Here is a 22,095-nt window from a genome sequence, read left to right as displayed (position 1 = left end):
TTTTTGTGGCAAAGATTCTTGCGGTATTGTCTAGTGGGTATAGAGATAGGGAATACCATACTGGGTGGTGGGGGGAAGAATTATTTGCGCCTTTGCAGGCGCTTGAACGTGCGGGTCATGTTGTCGATCTGGCTTCACCACTTGGTGGCAAACCGGAGATTGATGAGCGAAGTCTCCTTCCTGAGTATGATCCACAAGGTACCTATCAGGCTCTGTATGAATCTGGAAGAGCAGATGACACCCAAAAATTGAGCGACGTGACACCAGAGGTGTATGATGCAGTTTTAATTGTAGGTGGACATGGCGCAATGTTTGATTTGGCGAAGAATCAGGATTTGCATCAGGTGATCAATACGATCTATGACCGTGGAGGCATTGTTGCTGCAGAGTGTCATGGGCCTTCCGTTTTGGTTTATACGACGCGTCCAAATGGAAAGAGTATTGTAGATGGGCTTAAGGTAACAGGCTATCCAGATGTTTGGGAACCAGGTGATGTAGTTCCTTATCTTCCGTATAGTTTAGAACAAGAACTGCGTAAAATTGCCGAATATGTCCCTGAGCTAGAGCAAAAGGCATTTGCAGTTTGGGGCAATCAACAAATTATCACGAGTCGCGATCCATTTTCATCTGAACTGATGGGGAAAGAATTGGTTCAGGCATTGCAAGGGAAATAATGTAGGGCGTAGAAGTTAGATGAATAGGCACTTGATGTTCAGTGCCTATTCTTTGTTGATGTACAGATAAATATGAAACGGAAAAAGGGGATATTTACAGTTGATTCATAAAATTTTGTTGTTTAACGTTAAGGAGTTTGACAAAGTCAATGTCATTCGTGAGAAAACGATGGAGTTGCTCGCGCATGTGCCTGGAGCCCAAAATGTTTCCTTCCGTGAGGCGATAAACGAAGGAGATCTCCAATATCATTATCTGATTACCGTAGATTTTGACAGTATGCAGGCTCATGAACAGTATATGGCGCATGAGAAGCATGTGGAGTTTTCTAAACAGTATTTTCGCCCTTATGTGAGTGATCTCTTGATTCAATTCTTTTCCTGATTCGCCTTAGAGGCTGCTTTATCCACTAACTTTCAGGCTTGGGTCAGTTCACGAAAGCTCTTTGTAGTCTTTCTCGGGGATGAGTTGACGAAAAAGGGTGGTTGTCCTCTCAGAGACGCTGATTCCTACTTCGCGTTGTAAGGCACGTTGGCACAAGAGATAAGTTTGAATGACCATCGATCGATTTCCTAGGTGAGCATATGCTTCCATTAAGTCAATATACGCATCTTCCCAAGCAGCTTCCCATTGAAGTAAGTTCTCGCATGTTTGAATGGCGTCCTCCCAGTCTTCAGCGTCTAAACACAATCGGGAGTATTTTGTGGCTGCTCGCAAATAAAGCAATCGCAGGCGCTCACGTTCATCTTCACACCATGGTTCATAGCGCGCCTCCTCTAAATAGGCGCCTCGATACAATTGCAGGGCAACGGCGAGAAGTCGCCGTTGTCGATGAGGGTCACGAGTTCCATCTGCTTCCCGGATTTTATTTAAAAAAAGGTCACGGTCAATTTGAAGCATCGGATGCATGGTCAAACTATAAAGACTTCCTTGACGGACAATAAATACGGTGGTACTTCGTTCAGGGCGCTTCGGTTCAAGAGCGGCCGATAAGACATTCAGTGCAACTTTAAAGTCGCGTTCTGCCGTATCTGGAGAAAGATCTCCCCATAGGCGATCGCAAATTTCTTCACGATGGAACCAACTGCCTCGATGCGTGACAAGAAATTGAAAAAGTTGACGCGCTTTTTCACGTTGCCACTCTCGCCGTGTCACTTTTGTAAACCCGCGATAGACTTCAAATGTTCCAAATGTTTGCACGTAGAGGGTGTAGCCTGGATGATGCTCGATTTGATGTGCGTCAAGTACTTCTAGAAGGCGTATTGTCAATTCCTGTTCTATACTCTGTGACTGTTTCTGCTCCAATAAAAGAGGAACGATGCGTTGCACATCTTTCATTCCGAACAGTGTAGGTTTAGACAATAGTTCTAATCTTGAGAGTGTGAATTCCGAGCGGAGTAAATCATCTAATTCTTCATGCCATTTCTGATCATTTAGGGCATGGAGTGTGAATATATTCCATAATTGAGCAGCGTTATGCATAAATAAATCTCCGCAGTCTATGAAGGCTTGCATGGCATGAGTCAATTCTTTATTCGCCAGATGATGGTACCCATGGATTGTGCAGATCTGTCCATACGCAGTGCGAACAAGATTTTCCATCCAAAGATCACCCGCCTGTGCTGCCAAGGCAATTCCCTGTTCCGCATAAAGTTTGGCTAATGGAAATTTTCCGCGATAGCCATGCGCTAAACAGAGTCCAAGAAGGGCCTCGGACTTTCCTCGTGCAACATCCATCTCATCCATGAGACCAATTGCGGTTTCATATGATGTGAGAGCCTCTTCTTCAAATGGTTGTGCTAGATGTTGTGCATGACCGAGTCGAATGAAGCCCACTGCACGAACGAATGGGGCATTTAGCGAGTCAGCGATCCACCTTCCACGCTCTGCTTCTAATTTAGCAGTATCAGGGTCTCCCAGCATAGAGCATAGCAGCGAGAATAGAAGTGAAGTTTCTCGATGAGCTAAGGATGTGCGTACTTCCGTATCATTCTTAATCAGGCGACGTTTTACTTGTGTTAAAGCTTCTCGCACATGACCTGTTCGAAGGAGAAGTCGCAAGTCGCTATTGTTTGGTGGAGCTCCGATCCCCATTTGGATCAAATTATGAAGGAGACGTTTTGCACGAAGCGGTTTGCCACTGTTGATTGCGTTTTCAAAAGCAAGTTGGATTCGTATGATGCGATGTTTCGTGAAACGTCTAGGAATTACATTACGCGCCTCGCGAATCACGTGTGCAGCGGGTTTGGGTTGAATGGTATCTAGATACAATTGGCCTAAACCAATGAATGCATCGGCGATGCTTGTTTGATCCCCCATGGTCTTGGCGATCTGTTTACTTTTTTCATATCTTACTTGGGCTTGGGTAAAACGATTACTGAGTCGATCTACTTCTGCTTGCGCCCAAATCCAGCGCGCAGAATACTCATAAGGTACAGGGGACAAGCGATCCAACCATGCTTGTACTGTTGATAGCTGTCCTTTTTCAATATAGCGCGTAATCAATGGGAACAGGCGAACAGCTTGATCTTTTTTATCTGGTAGATCGAAAATATAGCCAATTGAGCGAGTCTCATCACCTTTTTCCTGATACCAGTGAATTGCCCGTTCGAGTAATCTTTTACGCTGTGATTCAGACAGTTTGCGTAAAAGATATTCTCGTACTAACGGATGTACTTCGTAGTCTGCGGATTCAGCGACATGCAAAATATGTCCGCGGCGTTCTACTTCCGATAAAATTTGTTGACTGTCGGTGCGATGGAGTAGATCATTGCAAATGTCTGGATGGAGCGTCGTTAATACGCTTGTGGAGCGGAAAAACTCCTGCTCCTCCGTGGATAATCCAATTTCAAATAGCCGTCCAATTTGGTCCAGTAAAGAAGTCTCCTGAGAAAGTAATTCTTGCAATCGAAGAAATGAAGGGGTATTGCGCCATTCACGTAGCAACATAGATAAAACAAGCGCCATTCCCCCCGTCCACTCTAATAAATAGTGAATTTGCCGGCTGTTTAGCTCTGGGGCGTTTTGTTCCGCATTAAGTCGAAACAAAGCGGCAATTTCATCTTCATCAAAGACCAAATCACGCTCCCGAATCATGAGCACCTCGCCACGCAACATTAATTGTTGAAGGTGCGGCAACGTAGGCTTTGTCCGTGTGATGAAAACGATGTGCAGGTGTTGGGGGATCTCCTGCATCCAAGCATCCATCCAAGATTGCAGTGCAACTTCGTCTTGGATTACATGGAAATCATCGAGTACAAGAATCGTTTCCTCCTGCAGATAGTATGAGATTAAGGTGGCTGCTGAAAGGGCGGTCGCCATCCAAGTGATAGGAGAATGACTTGCGAGAACAACGGCTTCCAATTCCTCTGAAGAAACATGTTTAGGCAAAAGAGACAGTAAGATACGCCTTACGAACAAGGTCGTATCTCGATCTTCTGCGGACAACGTCAACCATCGTTTGCGTAATCCACTTTGATGTAAGTAATTCGCTACGGCAGTTGTTTTTCCATATCCTGCCCCCGCTTTTACCACAGTAACAGGGTAATCTGGGATATCTGATAAGAGGTTCATCATACGCGGTCTTGGCATATTTGTCCGACGCATACGCGGCGGCTGATCCCGTTCGAAACGCGCTGTGCGCATCTAGATTTCACCTCCATCGCGGAATTGAATGTCTGCTTGGTGGTTACTGAGCGAGATATCCCCCATCAATCACAACTGCCTGTCCTGTAATCGATCGTCCTTGTGCAGAGGCTAAAAAGACTGCATAATCGGCAATTTCAAGCGGATCTAGCAGACGGCGCTGCGGCACGAGTGGATAAATGACTTCTTCTAATACTTTGTCCACAGGAATGCCTCGTGTTGCAGCAAGATCCTTGAGTTGATTTCGGACGAGGGGCGTGTCGACATAGCCAGGGCAGAGTGCGTTGACTGTAATGCCAGACGTTGCTCCTTCTAGCGCCGCTACCTTGGTAAGTCCGATGACCCCATGTTTTGCCGCGTTGTAGGCTGCTTTTCCGGCGAAACCGATAAGGCCATTTACAGAAGCGATGTTAAGAATACGCCCGTACCCTTGTCTCTTCATTATAGGGAATACATGCTTGATCGAAAGGAATGGGCCGACGAGCATCAAATCAATCAACGCTTGAAATGTTTTAGTAGGAAATTCTTCAATCGGTGATATATGTTGAAATCCTGCATTATTCACGAAAATATCAATTGTGCCAAATTGCTCGCTAGCAAAATCGATCAACTTTTCGATATCTGTTTCTACACTTGCATCGACGGCGATGTCAGCGACCGTGAGTCCTTGCGAACGCAGTGTCTCCGCCGCAGATCTAGCTGCGTCTGCGCGTAAATCAGAGAGCACAACGCGCGTGCCAATTTGTGCAAATCGCTCCGCAATGGCTAGTCCAATGCCGCTTGCAGCGCCTGTGATCACAGCTGTTTTCCCTTTTAATTCATATCGGATCATTCGGATGGGACCTCCTTTAGTTTCGTAACTACCTGAGTATCTGATTCGTTTATATCTACGTTTGAAAACAAAGAGACATTCGGTGCAAAGTCTTGGATGGATGTATAGCATCCCGCGTTTGGGGGTTCAATTCCGTGTTCCACCCAATTCTCAAGATGTAGTAAGGCGGCTTCGTAGAACGGCTGAACAGGTTGTTGACGTCCCCGATTCTTACGAAGCAATCCATCGACGTGATTGCCAAAAGAGATTTCGTAGCTGCGATGCCTAGCTCCCGCCCCGGCGTTCGCAACTAATTTTGCGTAGTCTTTGGCATGGTAGGAAAATGGTACTAGACAATCTTCATTTCCTGCAACAGATAAGGGCGGCTTTCCAATTTTCCCTGAATTCTCGAGCGGTGCAATCTGCAGAGCCATCTGATCCAAGCGTTCCTGCCAGGGGTATGAAGCAATGCTTTCGGGATGACTCAGCCACTCGTTAGACCAAGGTCTTTGAAAAGGCTCCCACTGTGGGTCCAACTGGAATCCATAGAGCCACAAGGATATGACCCAGTAAGTGAGAAAATAACGTTGCCAATGCGGTTCCGAAGCTGGGTGTAGTCCGGCACTCAAAAGTCGTTGATAGGCAGCCATCCGTTCATGTTGTGTCCAGTCGCCTCGCCAATTACAATAGATGGGGTAATTGGCTACATAATCTGCAAGTGTAGTCAGTAGGTGGCGTCCTTCTTTTCGCCACAATACACCTTCCCATTCAACACCTCCATCAAACAAGTTTGGGTGGCGTTCTAACATGAATCGGGTTACATATCCGCCATTACTCACACCAGAAATGTATCTGTAGGTAGGCAAACGTCCGTATTTCTGTTCTGTCAATTGGGTGGCGAAGTGAACTAAATCAAGATGTACTTTTTCCCATTCGCCCATGCCTCGAGACGGATCGCGCAGTGTTAGGCCGGGTGTGGCCTTATCGCAGGCTGCGTATGCATATCCAAGCTGTAAAGCGATGTCGCTTAACAATAAATCCATCGAATACTCATTGCGCACTGCAGGAGTGGCCGCGATCAATAGTTTCCCATTCCAATGACTAGCTGTAGGCAGGCGTACTAAAGCATTAGCGCGCCCGATTTTACCGTGCCACAAGGTACCCGGGATGGGTGTAAGAACCTTTGGGGCGCGATAGACGAGTGCATCTGCATCCGCATTCACACCGCAACCACGTGTGGTTAAGTCTGTGATTTCTTGAATGTTTGTGATGTCCATCTCCATCTTCCTTTCCGTCCTTTGAGGGTACCAAGGATTCCATTAGGCAGAAAGCGAACTACCAGTACATAGAGAACACCGAAAGCAATTTCCGCGTGATTAAACACGGGATAGGAGCCAGCTAAATTTGCTAGTTCATTTTGCAACCAAAGAATGATTCCCGCGCCAATAAGCCCACCGTATAAGGTTCCGACACCGCCCACGATTGTCATGAGAACGACTTGCAATGATACTGAACCGATATCATAAACAGATGTACTTACAAAGGATTCGACAACGACATACATTCCCCCCGCTAGTGTTGCGATCAGACCAGAAAGTAAAAACGCCAGCGTTTTATAGTGAAATATACGATATCCGAGCGCTTTGGCGCGAGATTCGTTTTCTCGCAGCGCGCGCAAAACCTCACCAAAAGGAGAATGAATGAAGCGATGTAAGAACAGGGTGACAATTGCTAGAAATATCAAAATAAAATAGTAAACAGCTAGATTGCTATTTAACCACACGGGTGTCAGGACGCTAATCCCATCATTAGCGTTTGTAAGAGGACGCAAAGGCTGTGAGCCAGCTAGAACAAAAAACACTTGACCTACTGCTAATGTAACCATGGCAAAATATGTGTGACGCACACGCAGTGATAAAAACGCGACGACCAAACTCAGTAGTATGGAAATAGTCATTGCAATCAAGAATCCTAGCAATAAACCAACGGTTGATCCCCCTGTTTTTGAGAGTACAATAGCGACTGCGTATGCACCGGTACCAAAAAACATTGCGTGGCCGAAAGAGACAATCCCCGTATATCCGATTAACAAGTCGTAGGACATGGCAAATGCGCCAAATACAAAGATTTGCTCGAGTAATGACGTTCCGCCTCCACTGCCGAAAACAAACGGAAAGCCCATGAGAAATAGCGTACTGAGTAGAAGCCAAGCGAGGCGAACTGGACGCATTAAACAATCTCCCCTTCGCCAAAGAGTCCTTGGGGCCGAACGAGCAGTACGAGAGTCATCAAAAGGACATTGGCAAGTACGGCAAAAGAGGGAGTATAGTAGCTGACAAATGACGTGGTAAGACCGATCAGCAAACTGCCGATTAGCGATCCACTTAAACTCCCCAGTCCCCCAAGAACGACGGTGATAAAGGCATTCAACTGCATATCCATTCCCATCGAAGGAGTGATTGATCCATAGTACGGCCCCGCAAGGGCTCCAGCAAATCCAGCCAGTGCTGCACCAAGTAGGAAGACGATCGTAAATAGGCGGCGGATCGGAATTCCTCGCGCTTCGACTAAAGATTGATTGTTGACCCCTGCTCGAATGATGAGGCCTACTCGTGTTTTTTGTAGAAGGTAAACAAGTATACCAAAGATACATGCACCCATTCCGATTGTGAAAAGGGAATAGGCAACTATGGTTACGTGATCAATTACCCATGAGTGATGAAGTATAGGGGGTACGGTTGCTAATACAGGATCACGTCCAAACGGAATTTCTATGAGTTCCGACAGCAAAATCAGGACTCCCATCGTAAGAAGCAGTTGCTGATTTCCATCTCCATAGACCGCGGTGAGCAATCCCCTTTCCAGCAGCCATCCGAGTAATCCGCCAATTAAAATGCCTGCACATAGGGATAACCAAAATTGGTGCATCGCGCTATACAGAAAGGTTGCTGCATAGGCGCCCCATACAAAAAGTCCACCATGAGCAAAATTGATAACACGTAGGAGTCCAAAAATTAAAGTAAGTCCAGCAGCCATGAGAAAATAGAGTGCACTGTTCGATATGCCGTCCAACGCAAGTGTAAAAAAAGTACTCATCATTTGGCGCCCCCCTTCTTGTCCGTCTGTAATCCGAGATATCGCTTTTGCAGTTCATCAGATGCAGCGAATGATTGCATTTCTCCGGAATATACCGTGTGACCTTCATCGAGTACCGTCACGTAATCTCCTATACGTTTTGCTAGATAGAAGTTTTGTTCTACCAGTACAATGGTCGTCTCTGAACGAAGTTGTTCAAGAGCGTCGCCGATACGCTCAACGAAGCGAGGAGATAGTCCTTTGCTCGGTTCATCAACAAGGAGTAGTCGCGGTTTGGAAACCAGGACGGAAGCAAGTGCGAGCATCTGTCTTTGTCCGCCACTGAGCGTACCTGCAGGACGTCGCCACGCCACACGGAGATCTGGGAACAAGTCTAGCATCTTGGCAATTTGTGATCTGACGTGGGTGTCCTGTTTTGGCAAAGAGAGAAGTAAATTTTCTTCCACAGTAAGATTTGCAAATAGGTTATGGTCTTCAGGCATATAACCGATGCCGTATCTTGCAATGCGAAAAGTCGCAATACCAGTTAACTCTTGATCTTCAAAGCGAATGATGCCTGGCACCGGGCGCAGATATCCCATCATGGTGCGAAGTGTCGTCGTTTTTCCTGCTCCATTACGCCCCAACAGGACATGGATGGTATGCTCGCACACAGACAGTGAAACCCCTTGCAAAATAGAGAACTGGCCAATCTTGGTGTGAAGGTTTTCGACCTCAAGTAATGCCTTCATAGTGACCCCCTAAATACGCGTTTGTGACTTCTTGATCGTTCATCACTTCAGACGGAGTTCCCTGTGCCAAGATATGACCTTGGTGCAGTACTACGATGCGGTCGGAAAGTTGCATGACCATATCGATTTTGTGTTCCACTAGAAGAATGGCATAATGCCCTGTTGCTTTGAGCTGTGCGATTAACTTTAGCATCATCGGCGTCTCTGTCATGCTCATGCCCGCGGTTGGTTCATCAAGCAACAAGACGCGCGGTTGCAGTGAGAGGAGCATGGCAAGTTCTAACTTTCGTTTATCTCCATGTGAAAGGGCTTTTGCTGCAACACGGGCTACGTGGAGTAGCCCGATCTCATTGAGAATCTGTCTTGTTGCGGCCGTGACCTCTTGATCCACTTTACCTAGCAGGTGGTGCAGTCGCAGTCGGCGTTTTGCTTGCACGGCGAGCTGTATATTTTGCTCCGTTGTTAGATTTGGGAAAAGGTGTACCGCTTGAAAGGAACGACCGATCCCGGCTCTTGCACGGCGATCCGCCGACCAATTTGCAATCGATTTTCCTTCGAACTGAATATCCCCGGTTTGTATGCGTAACTGGCCTCCAAGTGCATTGAGTAGTGTTGTTTTTCCAGCACCATTTGGACCAATGAGAGAAACAAATTGCCCTTGATCCAGTTTTAGAGATGCATTTTCAATGACCTGATGTCCGCGGTATCCTATCGAAATCTCTATAGCCTCTAGTATTGTCACGGTTTCGCCCTCTTCTGCTGCTTGCGTTTTATTGTCCACCGTTTAGTACCGGGGGAATCGTTTCACTAGCAGGTATCACTTTGAGTAAAGTAGGTACGGGATACGCGTAACCTGGCTCATTTTTGAGAATCACGCTGTATTGATTTTGCAGAGCTTGATGGTCAGAAGCACGAAAAGTGTAGGTCCCTTTTGGCCCTTTAAATGACATACCCGAAAGAGCTGTAGAAAGAGCATTGCCGTTTGCGTTCCCAGCTGTTTTTTTAAGCCCGTCAACCAACGCAATCGCTGCTGCCATGCCGTCTGGATCGAACAAGTCTGGCACAGTATGAAACTCGGACTCATCATGTTGAATGAGGTACTCATTGATCGGGTTATGCGGTAGTTGGTAATAATACGTTGTAAACCCGCGCATACCTGCAAATTGACCAAACAACGCCTGAATCGCCGCAATATTAGGAATTCCGGTAACAACAGTGATTCCTTGTTGCTGCAGTTTCATATTTGCAATGGAATTCCAGGGGCCAGGTGCTCCTGCCCAGGTCACAAATAGGTACTTCGGATGAACCTGCAGAATTCTTGTTAGCTGAGGCGTAAAGTCAGTGGCCGTTGGGTCCGCAAAAACATTGAGAACATCTTTTAGACCTGCTTGTGTAGCGAGTTTTTGAAAGGCGGTTACAGAGTCATAGCCAAATGCATAACTTGGCGCTAGTTGAGCGACAGTTGAGCCGGGAGTACCGATGGACAAGACAGCCGCCTTGGCCTCCATATATGAATTGGGCGAAATTTTAAAGATGTACTTGTTGTAATACTGTCCTGTAATGCTGTCAGCGACGGCAGGGCCAACCATGTAGACGGTGTGGTATTTGAGGGCGAGTGGTTCCATCGCAATTGCGCTCGCACTGTTTACACCGCCAGCAAGAATGTTCACTTGATCGTCCTGCAAGAGTGTTTTGGCGTCAGTGACTGCTTGGCTAGGAGTGGAGTTATCATCTTTCCAGATCACCTGAATTGGATTTCCATCCACCTGATCGGTTCCTCCTTTGCTATTTTGAATGATGAAAGCGCATACTAAACTTGTCTTCAAAATATCATCGGAGAGTCACAATAGAGTCACAAAAAACGACCAAGGTTCGCATCTATCGATCATTTCTATTTTTTAAAAAGTTTCTGAGTGGCGATGAGGAGAAGGGGAATTCCGACCATTGTCAGAAGGAAATAGATGGGGGCAGTGTCCATAATGAAATGGTATACATCTGCCATATTTCCAAAAAGGAATAGACTTCCTGTCCACACGACAAGTCCGCCGCTCCAAGCGAGTAATCGGATGGAGGATAAGTGGAAAAGGTCCTTCCAAGTATCGCATAGGCAGTAATGAAACATCGCTACTTTTAAAATTAGAGTGCTCACAACGCCCATCACGTAGAGTGTATCGAGTCGCTCTATGAATTTTCCGATGCGAATGGAGCGAACAATTTCGAGCACAGGATAATTCAGATAGCTGGTAGAGGGACCGACGATTCCGACCGTGAGCGTCACGATTAAACTGAGAATGCCTGTAATGATGGCCGATGCGATCAAAATGTCTTTACCAATTGTTTGTGGACTTTCTAAGGTGGGTATGATCTGCAGAACGATAAGCATTTCGAGGGAATAATCGAGTAGCTGAACGACAGCAGCTCTTGCAATCGGACTCATTCCGTCAGCGAACATGGGGAGAAATTGTTCGAATTCGAAATTTCGCACGGATAAAATAAATAGAATAGGAACGCTGATCAATACGAGGGGTGTAATAAATTCATTTACGCGCGCAATCACTTCTAAGCCAAGGTAGACTAAGTATGCAACGACGAACAGATTGAATGCAGAGATGACGTATTCAGGTGTGTGTGGCAAGATTACTGTGGTAGCAAAGGCACTTAATTCGCGCGCAATCGTGGTCACTGCGAGATAAAGCCAAATGAGAATCCAGATTACGAGACCAGAGCCAAAGATGTGTCCCAAGGAGTTTTCTGCTGCCTGTGCGAGGGATTGATGTGGGAAGGTTTTCATGAAAAGGTGTGCTACAAGGGCGACGCCGCCGCCGCCAAAAAGGAAAAAGAGGGGGATCATCCACGCGTCATGAATGGTGAATTGTGCGATTGCTGCAGGAATCGTCACAATACCTGTGCCTAATACAACCCAAACTAGGATGGTGATGAGTTGCACACGCGAAATTTGGATTTGCATCTCGTGACGTCTCCTCTCAAAGAATTTGATAGAGTTTGTGTGTCAGAGGATCAAACAATCGATCGATCCAGGCAAGTGGTTGGAGATTCGGAGCGAGATGCCAACTGATTACGAATGCAAAACTTATAGCGAGACCGACCATGGCGTACCAGATTACGCGTTCACGAATTGGCGCTGCACGCAGTTGCCGGCGTTGTGCAAACCATAAAACAAGTGCAAAGAGGATAGACATTTCACTCACTTTGCACCTCCTCCTTGCACGCGAGGTGGCTTCCCTTGATCTTCGAGCCACCGCGTAGGCGTTTGTGCAATAAGACCAGAGCGCTCAACTTGAATATGTACGTGATAAGACACTGGCAGATGTGTAAAGTCTTGATTCCATGAACCTTTCAATTTGCGCCATAGTTGTGGGTGATGGCGGTAGAGTTGTGCCGCAAATTGGACTGCATCAACGTCATCAGTTTGAAGGGTCTTCATCGTTTGGCGCATCTTATCTAACACAGCAGTATCCACCTGTTGGCTTATGCGTTGATACAGTGTTTGGTCAAAAAGTTCAGTGCTGCAAAAGCTCTCTATTTCCGCAGTGCCTTGCAAGGAGACGATGAATGTAAGCTTATGATGCGGATTTTGGATAGCAGTCACCTTCGTATTGGAGCGCACAATGCGAAATGTAGTTTTGTGATGATTTGCGCATGGGACAGAAACTTGAATTTGGTGCGTTTCTCCCTTGAGCCAGAAAAGACCTTCTGCATGTGGTAAATCCAAATAATCTACGATCTTCCCTCCATGCAAAAGAGCGACTCCTTTTTGCATGGGCCTACCCTTTTGATCTAAATCCATCCAAATGAGGACTGGGGCGTGCGAAGGAGATAGGTACTGCTTAATGATGTGCAATTGTTCGCTGTCCATAACAGGTGATGTGGCAGCTGCTTGTTCAGCTAACGCGCGCAGGCCAAAGGCATTGGTCGGCTCCGGATCTGTCGGCGCGGCTAAGAGGCGATTTGCTGATCCTGTCGTCGCGATCATCATTTGGTTACGACGCAAATAGCGGTTCCGCTCTAAATAATCAAAAGCTCGCTCAATTCCATGTTTTAGGTATGTTGCGCCGAAAACCACTACAGTATTGTGTGCCATATACATGCGGTGAGGAAGGATTTGATCAAATTGTTTAATCGCGTCTTCTAAGGATGGACCTGTAGTGTCTCGAATAAAGTAGGCTTTACTCTTACTAGATCCGCCGCTGCTTCCACCTTGACCCCCTGAGATCGGCGAGTTTTGCGGATTGACAAATTCCGCAGTCACTCTAGTCATTCCATCTTTTGTCTCGTCAAGCCCTAATCCGACAACTACATTCATGTCGTTGACCTCTGTATGATCTGCACAACTCGTAAGTGATAAACAACATACGAATAGAGCTGCAACGATCAGGATTCTTTTCATCAACAGACTCCTCATATACGTTTTTGCTGTTTGGGGCCTGGTGGCATCCGATCGCTACGGACTGGATTTTGTGGTTCGAATTGTCTGGGACGGCGTTTCATCGCCCACCAAGGACTGCGAATCACGACATCTTTCATATCCGACCAGATCATTGGGGCAATGGGTGACATGTAAGGCACACCAAAGGAACGCAAAGAGACGAGATGTCCGACCAATAGCATCCCTAACAACAAGATTCCATAAAGACCTAATAATCCTGCGACAATGACAAATAAAAACTGGATGTTGCGACTGGAACTTACTAATCCAAGAGCAGGCAAAGTGAAGGATGCGACCCCGGTACTAGCGACTGCAATAATGATGCCGGGAGACACAAGTCCGGCGCGAACAGCAGCATCACCAATAATTAGCGTGCCAACAATACTCACCGACTGGCCCACAGCGCGTGGCAAACGCGTACCTGCTTCACGCAGAGCCTCAAAAGCTGCGAGCATGAGTAAAGCTTCCACGACGGTCGGAAAGGGGATGCCCGCGTGTTGCGCTGTGACACTGATCAGTAGTGGAGTGGGGAGCAGGTCTTGATTATAGGTCAAGAGCGCCACATACATGGCAGGGAGTAAGATCGAGATCCAGTACATCACGTGACGCAACACACGCAATGGCAACACGAGGGAATATTGCATGTAATAGTCATCGGGTGACGTCAAGAAATTGACGAAAGTTGCGGGTACCATTAAGCAAAATGGAGAACCATCGGCGATGATTCCAGCGCGTCCTTGCAATAAGTTGGCGGCAACGCGCTCAGGGCGCTCTGTCTCTTCAGTGAGCGGAAATAAGGTGAAAGCTTCATCCGCGATATACTCTTGAAGATCATTGAGATCGTGTACCATATCGGTATGGATGCGCAACAGCCGTTCTCTCATTTCGGTTAGCAAAGCAGGCTTTGTAATTCCTTCAATGTAAAGAATAGATACGCTTGTTTTCGAGTAACTGCCAAGTATATACGTTTCGATTTTTAGGCGTGGACTGCGAATTCGCTTGCGCAACAATGAAATATTCGTGGCTGCATTTTCGACAAAAGCTTCTTGCGGTCCATGCAGGGTGGGTTCATTTTCAGCTTTTTCGAGCGATCTTCCGGGAATTTTACTCACGTCGACGGCAAGGCCCCGCGATTGTCCATCGAGGCTGATCACGACTTTTCCATCTTCTAGGGCCACATTGCAATCATCGAGCGTATGGATAGGATCAATTGTGACTGTTTGGAGGTGGTCTGCAACGTCACGTAGCGTTTCTAACGTGAGATCACCAGAAAGTAACGGTTGAAGAATGCCGCTTTGAATATATTCTTTTGCAACTAGTCCTTGAATCCAGACTAAAAGAAGTTCATGTTGATTGACGCGGAGTGTACGAAATTGTAAATCCGTACAAGGATGCCATTCCTGCTCTATCCATTCTTGTACCTTCGCGATTTGTGCAGGGAGTGTGCGTTCTGTCGCATCACCTGATGTGGGATGGGGTAATTTACGATGAGTACGCTGTGACCGACATGTTTTGATGTTGGATAGTTTGCGTCCAATTAACTTTTTTGCTTTCATCCGCTATCTGATCCTCGCTCGAAATATGGATTGATTCTGATGACGCCCTGTTCAACAATTGTGTACCCTTAGTCTCTCCATCCAATAATTACCTATTCATTGGTGGGGGTGTTGAGGTGATGGGGGATCAGCATTTGAAATAGCAACCGAGCAGAAAACAACGTGATGATTTCAAGTCCATGCTTCCTATTCAAATGAGGTTATGCCATCAATCGAATTCCAACTATATTCAAGAGAATTCCTACAAGAAGGGTTACGGTGTATACTGTTATTCATGTACGAGGTGAGAGTGTGCAACGTTTACGGATAGTGGTCAAGGTGGGTTCGAGCAGTTTGACAGATCCTACTACGGGTCTGTTGTCTTCGCAAAAAGTGCATGGGATTGTTGAACGACTAGCGCCAGTCTTAAAGGATCCTGCTTATGAGGTGATTTTAGTCTCATCTGGAGCGATCGCTGCAGGCCGGGGACGGTTAGGATGGCGATCAGCGCGCACGGTACCTGAGAAACAGGCGGCTTCTGCGGTTGGACAGAGTCTCTTAATCGATTTATACCAACGTGAGTTTATGTCCTTAAATCGTGTGGTTGCACAGATTTTGCTGACGCGTTCAGACATGGAGAATCGGCGTCGCTTTGTGAACATTCGAAATACCTTGGAGACGTTGCTTGAGGCGGGCGTTTTACCGATTGTCAATGAAAATGATACGGTTGCAGTGAATGAAATTCGCTTTGGAGATAATGATTCGCTCGCGGCGTTAGTTGCCATTTTGATATGTGCGCAGCATCTGATCTTACTAACGGATATTGATGGACTCTATACAGAGGATCCAAGAGTTGTGCCAGATGCCAAACGGATCGAAGAAGTTGAGAAAATCGACAGTTCAATTCGTGAGCTTGCAGGTGGGGTCGGGTCGTCAGTTGGGACTGGCGGCATGCACACAAAAATCCGCGCGGCAGAAATGGCAATCCATTCGGGGATTGAAGTGGTGATTGCAGCGGCTTCTGAGCCTAATGTGCTGATGCGATTGCTAAGAGGGGAAAGGCTTGGCACACGCTTTCTTCCGGAGAAGAGTCATTGGAATGCGCGAAAGTCTTGGCTTGTTCACGGTTCGCGCAGCGTGGGTCGGCTGTACATTGATGCTGGCGCGGCGCGTGCTGTGCGAACGACAGGTGGCAGTTTATTGCTACCGGGTATTGAGCGGGTGGAGGGGCGATTTGACGAAGGAGCGATTGTAGAGTTAATCGACCCTGAAGGGAGAGCCATCGCAAAAGGCATCGTGTCGTTTTCTGCACGTGATTTAGAATATTTCATTAAAAACAAGTCGCTGAAAGGTCAATTACACGGTCTGCCGGAAGTTGTGCATCGCAATGACCTCGCACTGCTTTTGTGAGATCACTTGGGGAGTGAGCATAGTGGAAAAAGAACTCTTACGAGCCCGTGAGGCGGCAAAAGCGGCCAATATGTTAACTCGTGAGCAAAAGGATCAAGCTCTTGCAGTGATGGGAGAGCACATTTTACGTGCGACAGATGAAATCTTAACGGCAAATAAAAAGGATCTGACCCGTGCACAGGAGGCATTTGAGACGCAAGCGCGGCTAGATCGACTTGCTTTGGATGAACAACGTATTTTGGCGATGGTGCAAGGATTGCATGCAGTTATTGCCCTCGATGATCCGATCGGGGAAGTGATGGCATCGTGGACACGTCCAAATGGGTTACTGATCGAACAAGTGCGGGTTCCCTTTGGTGTGGTAGGCGTCATTTATGAGGCTCGTCCGAATGTGACCGTGGATACAGCGGCATTAACACTGAAGACGGGAAATGTTGTCGTGTTGCGCGGTGGGAAAGAGGCGTATGAAACGAACGCTGCACTTACGGGGGCATTGCGCAGGGCACTTGAAGAGGTTGGGTTGCCGAGTGACCTTGTGATGATGGTGACAGATACGGATCGGCGCTCGGTTGACGCATTGATTCGTGCGCGGGGCATGGTTGATCTTGTGATTCCAAGGGGTGGGGCCGGGTTAATCCGTCATGTGGTTGAACATGCAACTGTGCCAGTGATTGAGACGGGTGTGGGCAATTGTCATGTCTATGTCGATGCAAACGCGAAGTTAGATATGGCTGTAGAGATTACCTTGAATGCAAAGACACAGCGACCTTCTGTATGTAACGCGGCGGAAACGTTGCTTATCCATGAAGCGATTGCGCAGGATTTCTTACCCTTGATAGCTCGTCGCATGATTGCGTCTGGCGTGGAACTGCGACTTGATGAACCTTCTTTTTTTGTTCTGCAAAATCACTCAGCGCTTTCTCACAATGAAGAACGTACGCTTGCTCTTTTACAGCGAGCAGTTGAAGAAGATTATGCGACTGAATTTCTTGGGCTCATTCTTGCAGTAAAGGTTGTATCCTCATTAGATGAGGCCATTGATCACATCGGACGATATGGAACCGGTCATTCTGAGGCGATTGTGACAGAGGATCTTGCAACCGCAGAGGAGTTTTTGCGTCGTGTCGATGCAGCGGCAGTCTATCATAATGCCTCAACGCGGTTTACTGACGGATTTGAATTTGGCTTTGGAGCGGAAATTGGAATTTCCACGCAAAAATTACACGCGCGTGGACCGATGGGATTGCGCGAATTGACGAGTTATAAATATCGAGTGCGGGGGACGGGGCAGACGCGCACATAAATTCGGGAATAGGAAATTGAGTGGAAAGATTTGAGGGAACAAAGGTGGAGGTTCGTCGCAAAAAAAGCGAACGTTTAAACCAAGGAGTGTGGCCTTATTTACTGGTCACCGTCGCGATCGGACTGCTGACATTGGCTTTGTTGAAAGTGGGTCTCTCATTTCAACTGGCAAACATTGCACTGTTATTCTTACTTCCGGTCCTTTTTAGCGCGACGAGATGGGGGGTTGGGCCTTCCATCTATGCAGCTGCTGTGGGTGTGGTTGCATTTGACTATTTTTTTGTCCCGCCTATTTTCAGTTTTTCTGTAAGTGATTTGCGTTACTTGATTTCTTTTGCTGTGTTTTTAGTCGTGGCGATTCTTACAGCGACACTCGCCTTTCGTCTGCGTCAGCAGGTGTATGAATCTCAGCAGCGCGAAGCAGACACGGCTTCTTTATACCAGTTAAGCAAACGTATGACGGCTCTCGATGATCTTGATGACATGGCTACAGCAATTGTCTCGCATGTCGCAGATACATTCCATGCACCTGTGTGGATTGTGCTTCCTAAGGGAGATGCCTATGGATGTGTGAAAAAGGATTTCATGGAACCGTTGCATGATGTAGGGGTCGAACGTTGTGCATTAGCTGAGAGTGATTTGTGTGTTGATGCTTGTCTCTATGTACTTCAAAATGGCAAATCGGCTGGACTGGGAACAGAAAATTTTTCTCGCGAAGCTGCACGCTATTTTCTTCTGAAGACGGAGGAAGTTGTCCGAGGTGTTTTGGTCATTGGTGCAACCTCAGATCTTCATGAAGGGATTGGGGTGAGACAGCACTTGGTCGAAGCGTTTGTCGGATTGGCGACCGTCTCAGTTGCACGTATTCAATTAGAGCGGGAGGCGCGGATTGCGCGTCTATCTGCAGAATCTGAACGATTGCGCACGGCGTTGCTCGATTCGATTTCACATGAGTTACGCACGCCGCTTGCTGGCATTATCGGTTCTGTAACGGGAATGATCGAACATGCAGAGGTACTTAGTCCAGAGGACCAGCGCGATTTACTGTTTACAATCCGCGATAGTGCGATGCGCATGAATCGATTAGTGACCAACTTGTTAGGCATGGTCCGCTTGGAAAGTGGTATGTTGACATTACGACGGCGTTTATGTGATGTAGCTGATATGCTTGGCGTAGTTTTGCGCCAGTTGCAAGATCCGCTTTTGCGACGAAAGGTGCAGATCCAGATGCCTGCAGAGCTGCCTCCTTTTTATGTCGATGACGTATTGATCGAACAAGTGCTTGTCAATATCTTGAGTAACGCGGTAAAGTATTCATTCGATGGCAGTCAGATTGACATCCAGGTGAGAGAGCAAGATGGGGTTGCTGTCATAATTGTTGAAGATGAAGGAATCGGCATTCCAGAGGGTGAAGAGGAGAAAATATTCGATAAGTTTTACCGTGCGGAGTCAGCAAAACGAATTCCTGGCACTGGACTCGGTCTCGCGATCTGCAAAGGAATTGTCGAGGCACATGGTGGGCAGATCTTCGCTAGGCGTAAAGTGCCAACGGGTATCCGTATGGTCATTCAGTTGCCGATTGCCGAAAGCCAGGAGGAGAGCGGGGATGGGCGCAAAAATCTTAGTGATTGACGATGAACTGCAGATTCGAAAATTACTAAAAGTCACCTTACAAGCTCATGGATTCACTGTAATCGAAGCAGGAACGGGGGCGGATGGACTTGTTTCTGTGGCGATGGAGCGGCCAGATTTAGCAGTACTTGACCTTGGATTGCCCGATTTGGATGGCGCTGAGGTATTACGGCAAATCCGTGAGTGGTCGCAACTTCCTGTCATTGTACTTACAGTTCGTGACAAAGAGTCTGAGACTGTGACCATTCTCGATTCTGGGGCTGACGATTATATGACAAAGCCGTTTGCGATGGGGGAACTGGTCGCGCGAATTCGGGTAGCCTTGCGACATGCCGCACACGCGCTCACGGAGCCAGTCTTGCAGATTGGCGATGTGCAGATGGATTTGGCGCGTCGAGTGGTAGAGAAACAAGGGCAATTGGTTCGTCTCACACCGATCGAGTACGATTTATTAAAGACGCTCGTATTGCACGCAGGTCGAGTATTAACCCATCATCAACTTGTAAAAGAAGTGTGGGGAGAGCAGAATTCAGAGGCGACCGCACATTATCTGCGAGTCTATATCGGGCATTTGCGCAAAAAATTGGAGGATGATCCCACGAGGCCGACGCTGATTCTTACGGAACCTGGGATCGGCTATCGGTTCAAAGACTTTCAATGATTTATGGATAGAGACGAAATAGGCATAAGCAGATTCGGCCGTTTGCGATGTAGCAAATGGCTATTTTTATATTCTTTTTACATGGGTGCGTTGATTATCGACCGCCTTTTTTATGTGAGGAGGCAGTACAATCGGAATCGTCATTACGTGTGGGTCTACGAAAATAGGTCTTTGGCGCATAATTCTCAAGGACCTAACTCATAGTAGAAAAAGGAAATGGGGGCTGTGAGATGGGGGATATCTTCTCTTTTTTATTGTTTTTTTTGATATTTGGCCTATTTTACGTGATTTTTCGGGTATTTGATAAGGTTTAGGGGGAATTTCAATGTGGGTATTGCTGGTCCTTTCTGTGGGCGTGATGGGCTATTTGACCTATGTCATTTTCCATCCTGAACAATTTTAGAATGAGGTTTTGTTAGGAGTGAATGAGGTTTACTGTAGCCGGTTCGATCGGGATTTTGGCGATTATTGCAATCATTCTAGGACTGGGAATTCCGTTTGGGGGCTATTTATATCGTGTATTTACGGGTGGACACAGCAGATTTGAAGCGGTTTTTGCTCCGTTTGAGCGACTTCTCTATCGGTTGGTGGGGGTAAATCCCTCCGTGCAAATGGATTGGAAAGCGTATCTGCGCGCGCTGATGCTTGTCAATTTCATGATGATGATCTTTGCTTACCTGATTTTTCGTTTACAAGGCATCTTGCCGTTTAATCCAGATCACATTCCAGGGATGAGTTGGGATTTGGCGTTTAATACAGCAGCGAGTTTTATCACAAATACAAATTGGCAAAATTATGCAGGCGAACAATCTATGTCTTATCTCGGACAGATGCTCGCGATTACCTATTTACAATTCACGTCTGCTGCAACGGGATTTGTGGCAGCTATTGCTTTTTTGCGAGGGCTGGTCGCACATAAGTCGGAATCTTTGGGAAATTTTTGGGTGGACTTAATTAAGGTGCATACGCGCGTTTTGTTGCCACTTGCCGTCGTGTTTGCTGTTGTACTCGTTGGCTTAGGGGTACCTCAGACACTACTTGGTGCGCAAATTGCTCATACGTTACAAGGGTCTACGCAGACGATCTCACGGGGTCCTGTCGCATCACTTGAAGCGATCAAGCAGCTAGGGACAAATGGTGGTGGCTTTTTTAATGCCAATTCGGCGCATCCTTTTGAAGATCCTACAGCGCTCACTTCAGTACTTGAAATGATTGCGATGGGTTTGATTCCGACAGCTTTACTTGCGACATTTGGGAAATTTATCGCAAATCGTCGCCAAGCAGTTGTGCTCTATGTTCTGTTGACCGCTCTTCTTATCATAGGTGCATTTATTGTTTATGCCAATGAAGTTGGTGGGAATCCACTTGTTCATCAAGCCCTTGGCTTGAGCGGCCCGAATATGGAAGGGAAAGAATGGCGGTTTGGACCCGCTCTTAGCAGCGCTTTTGTTGCCATGACGACTGCCTTTACGACGGGTGCGGTGAATACGATGCACGATAGTTTGATGCCATTAAGTCAACTTGTCCCCTTGTTGTTTATGATGTTTAATCTCATTTTTGGCGGCAAAGGAGTAGGTTTATTAAACATCCTGATGTTTCTTTTAATTACTGTATTTCTTTCAGGGTTGATGGTTGGGAGAACTCCCGAGATCTTTGGGAAAAAAATCGAAGCGCGTGAAATGAAATTGGCGACTGTTGCGATGCTTGTGCATCCGTTTTTGATCCTCGTGCCGACAGCAATCGCCGTCGTTACAAAAGCGGGCACCTCATCGATGTTAAATCCAGGATTACATGGGTTTACAGAAGTGCTTTATGCTTTTACAAGTGCTGCCGCAAACAATGGGTCTGCATTTGCAGGATTAAACGGGAACACGGTGTTTTACAATCTGTCTCTTGGCATTGTCATGTTGCTTGGTCGCTATGTATCGATCATTGCGATGTTTGCAATTGCCGGTTCCTTGGCGAAGAAAGCAATTATCCCACAAACGAGCGGAACGTTACGAACAGACACATTTGCATTTGGCAGTGTATTTGTAGCGGTGTTTGTCATCGTTGGGGCCCTTACTTTTTTTCCGGCTTTGGCGATTGGACCCATCGGAGAACAGTTGCAAATGATGAGCCATATAGTCGGTCATTAGGGAAAAGGAGAAGTT

Annotated in this window: 20 protein-coding genes; 8 read left to right on the top strand and 12 right to left on the bottom strand. The window is 46.9% G+C overall.

Translation table 11 applies throughout. From position 1 onward, the window contains the following. The first annotated feature begins 5 nt into the window (after window positions 1–5). Window positions 6–674 carry a type 1 glutamine amidotransferase domain-containing protein gene (locus BM613_RS08120; protein ID WP_109430672.1) on the top strand — a complete coding sequence of 223 codons (669 nt, stop codon included), beginning with the start codon at window positions 6–8 and terminating at the stop codon, window positions 672–674. A gap of 100 nt (window positions 675–774) precedes the next feature. Next, entirely contained in the window at window positions 775–1,056 is a 282-nt protein-coding gene (locus BM613_RS08115) for a Dabb family protein (protein ID WP_109430671.1), read from the top strand. A gap of 48 nt (window positions 1,057–1,104) precedes the next feature. Here the strand turns inward: BM613_RS08115 and BM613_RS08110 are convergent, their stop codons facing one another. From BM613_RS08110 to BM613_RS08055, 12 genes are all read right to left on the bottom strand, one after another. Beyond that, a complete protein-coding gene (locus BM613_RS08110) occupies window positions 1,105–4,317 on the bottom strand; it encodes an AfsR/SARP family transcriptional regulator (protein WP_109430670.1) in 3,213 nt (1,070 codons plus the stop codon). 43 nt (window positions 4,318–4,360) lie between these two features. Then, entirely contained in the window at window positions 4,361–5,149 is a 789-nt protein-coding gene (locus BM613_RS08105; RefSeq protein WP_109430669.1) for a 3-hydroxybutyrate dehydrogenase, read from the bottom strand. Next, on the bottom strand, window positions 5,146–6,405 hold the full coding sequence (locus BM613_RS08100) for an alpha/beta hydrolase family protein (protein ID WP_245926312.1): 1,260 nt from the start codon (window positions 6,403–6,405) through the stop codon (window positions 5,146–5,148). The genes BM613_RS08105 and BM613_RS08100 overlap by 4 nt, the downstream gene beginning before the upstream one ends. After that, window positions 6,369–7,358 (bottom strand): branched-chain amino acid ABC transporter permease, encoded by a 990-nt coding sequence (locus tag BM613_RS08095; protein ID WP_109430667.1) that lies wholly within the window; start codon window positions 7,356–7,358, stop codon window positions 6,369–6,371. The genes BM613_RS08100 and BM613_RS08095 overlap by 37 nt, the downstream gene beginning before the upstream one ends. Further along, the gene (locus tag BM613_RS08090; protein WP_109430666.1) at window positions 7,358–8,227 is read right to left on the bottom strand and encodes a branched-chain amino acid ABC transporter permease; all 870 of its coding nucleotides are present in this window, start codon (window positions 8,225–8,227) and stop codon (window positions 7,358–7,360) included. The genes BM613_RS08095 and BM613_RS08090 overlap by 1 nt, the downstream gene beginning before the upstream one ends. After that, window positions 8,224–8,955 (bottom strand): ABC transporter ATP-binding protein, encoded by a 732-nt coding sequence (locus BM613_RS08085; RefSeq protein ID WP_109430665.1) that lies wholly within the window; start codon window positions 8,953–8,955, stop codon window positions 8,224–8,226. The genes BM613_RS08090 and BM613_RS08085 overlap by 4 nt, the downstream gene beginning before the upstream one ends. Further along, a complete protein-coding gene (locus BM613_RS08080) occupies window positions 8,939–9,736 on the bottom strand; it encodes an ABC transporter ATP-binding protein (protein ID WP_245926311.1) in 798 nt (265 codons plus the stop codon). The genes BM613_RS08085 and BM613_RS08080 overlap by 17 nt, the downstream gene beginning before the upstream one ends. After that, the gene (locus BM613_RS08075; protein ID WP_281267840.1) at window positions 9,726–10,781 is read right to left on the bottom strand and encodes an ABC transporter substrate-binding protein; all 1,056 of its coding nucleotides are present in this window, start codon (window positions 10,779–10,781) and stop codon (window positions 9,726–9,728) included. Before BM613_RS08075 ends, BM613_RS08080 begins: the two co-directional genes overlap by 11 nt. 65 nt (window positions 10,782–10,846) lie before the next feature. Next, window positions 10,847–11,923 carry a GerAB/ArcD/ProY family transporter gene (locus BM613_RS08070; protein WP_109430662.1) on the bottom strand — a complete coding sequence of 359 codons (1,077 nt, stop codon included), beginning with the start codon at window positions 11,921–11,923 and terminating at the stop codon, window positions 10,847–10,849. Window positions 11,924–11,939: 16 nt separating this feature from the next. After that, the gene (locus BM613_RS08065; protein WP_109430661.1) at window positions 11,940–12,164 is read right to left on the bottom strand and encodes a hypothetical protein; all 225 of its coding nucleotides are present in this window, start codon (window positions 12,162–12,164) and stop codon (window positions 11,940–11,942) included. Next, window positions 12,161–13,363, bottom strand: a complete 1,203-nt coding sequence (locus BM613_RS08060) for a Ger(x)C family spore germination protein (protein ID WP_181362972.1) — start codon at window positions 13,361–13,363, stop codon at window positions 12,161–12,163. Before BM613_RS08060 ends, BM613_RS08065 begins: the two co-directional genes overlap by 4 nt. A gap of 11 nt (window positions 13,364–13,374) precedes the next feature. Continuing rightward, complete coding sequence (locus BM613_RS08055; RefSeq protein WP_109430659.1) at window positions 13,375–14,958, bottom strand: spore germination protein; 1,584 nt, start codon at window positions 14,956–14,958, stop codon at window positions 13,375–13,377. Window positions 14,959–15,249: 291 nt separating this feature from the next. On the opposite strand from BM613_RS08055, the gene proB reads away from it, so the two are divergent. From proB to kdpA, 6 genes are all read left to right on the top strand, one after another. Continuing rightward, a complete protein-coding gene (gene proB, locus BM613_RS08050; RefSeq protein WP_245926310.1) occupies window positions 15,250–16,347 on the top strand; it encodes a glutamate 5-kinase in 1,098 nt (365 codons plus the stop codon). Then, window positions 16,325–17,650 carry a glutamate-5-semialdehyde dehydrogenase gene (locus BM613_RS08045; protein ID WP_109430658.1) on the top strand — a complete coding sequence of 442 codons (1,326 nt, stop codon included), beginning with the start codon at window positions 16,325–16,327 and terminating at the stop codon, window positions 17,648–17,650. The genes proB and BM613_RS08045 overlap by 23 nt, the downstream gene beginning before the upstream one ends. Before the next feature lie 44 nt (window positions 17,651–17,694). Continuing rightward, complete coding sequence (locus BM613_RS08040; protein WP_245926309.1) at window positions 17,695–19,281, top strand: DUF4118 domain-containing protein; 1,587 nt, start codon at window positions 17,695–17,697, stop codon at window positions 19,279–19,281. Next, entirely contained in the window at window positions 19,256–19,942 is a 687-nt protein-coding gene (locus BM613_RS08035) for a response regulator (RefSeq protein WP_109430657.1), read from the top strand. Before BM613_RS08040 ends, BM613_RS08035 begins: the two co-directional genes overlap by 26 nt. A gap of 325 nt (window positions 19,943–20,267) precedes the next feature. Further along, the gene (gene kdpF / locus BM613_RS15775; RefSeq protein ID WP_109430701.1) at window positions 20,268–20,345 is read left to right on the top strand and encodes a K(+)-transporting ATPase subunit F; all 78 of its coding nucleotides are present in this window, start codon (window positions 20,268–20,270) and stop codon (window positions 20,343–20,345) included. 22 nt (window positions 20,346–20,367) lie between these two features. Then, window positions 20,368–22,080, top strand: coding sequence for a potassium-transporting ATPase subunit KdpA (kdpA, locus tag BM613_RS08025; RefSeq protein ID WP_109430656.1), 1,713 nt, complete (start codon window positions 20,368–20,370; stop codon window positions 22,078–22,080). Window positions 22,081–22,095: the final 15 nt, after the last annotated feature.

The organism is Sulfoacidibacillus thermotolerans, assembly GCF_003144315.1.
Taxonomy (GTDB): Bacteria; Bacillota; Bacilli; order Alicyclobacillales; family SLC66; genus Sulfoacidibacillus; species Sulfoacidibacillus thermotolerans.
This window is presented reverse-complemented; position numbering and strand designations above follow the sequence as displayed.

Excerpts from the sequence above, each read along its gene's own strand:
- BM613_RS08085 (WP_109430665.1), bottom strand. The coding sequence starts at position 8,955 with ATGAAGGCATTACTTGAGGTCGAAAACCTTCACACCAAGATTGGCCAG.
- BM613_RS08100 (WP_245926312.1), bottom strand. The coding sequence starts at position 6,405 with ATGGACATCACAAACATTCAAGAAATCACAGACTTAACCACACGTGGT.
- BM613_RS08060 (WP_181362972.1), bottom strand. The coding sequence starts at position 13,363 with ATGAAAAGAATCCTGATCGTTGCAGCTCTATTCGTATGTTGTTTATCA.
- BM613_RS08110 (WP_109430670.1), bottom strand. The coding sequence starts at position 4,317 with ATGCGCACAGCGCGTTTCGAACGGGATCAGCCGCCGCGTATGCGTCGG.
- BM613_RS08070 (WP_109430662.1), bottom strand. The coding sequence starts at position 11,923 with ATGCAAATCCAAATTTCGCGTGTGCAACTCATCACCATCCTAGTTTGG.
- BM613_RS08105 (WP_109430669.1), bottom strand. The coding sequence starts at position 5,149 with ATGATCCGATATGAATTAAAAGGGAAAACAGCTGTGATCACAGGCGCT.
- BM613_RS08095 (WP_109430667.1), bottom strand. The coding sequence starts at position 7,358 with ATGCGTCCAGTTCGCCTCGCTTGGCTTCTACTCAGTACGCTATTTCTC.
- BM613_RS08045 (WP_109430658.1), top strand. The coding sequence starts at position 16,325 with ATGACCTCGCACTGCTTTTGTGAGATCACTTGGGGAGTGAGCATAGTG.
- kdpF (WP_109430701.1), top strand. The coding sequence starts at position 20,268 with ATGTGGGTATTGCTGGTCCTTTCTGTGGGCGTGATGGGCTATTTGACC.
- BM613_RS08055 (WP_109430659.1), bottom strand. The coding sequence starts at position 14,958 with ATGAAAGCAAAAAAGTTAATTGGACGCAAACTATCCAACATCAAAACA.
- BM613_RS08035 (WP_109430657.1), top strand. The coding sequence starts at position 19,256 with ATGGGCGCAAAAATCTTAGTGATTGACGATGAACTGCAGATTCGAAAA.
- BM613_RS08090 (WP_109430666.1), bottom strand. The coding sequence starts at position 8,227 with ATGATGAGTACTTTTTTTACACTTGCGTTGGACGGCATATCGAACAGT.
- kdpA (WP_109430656.1), top strand. The coding sequence starts at position 20,368 with ATGAGGTTTACTGTAGCCGGTTCGATCGGGATTTTGGCGATTATTGCA.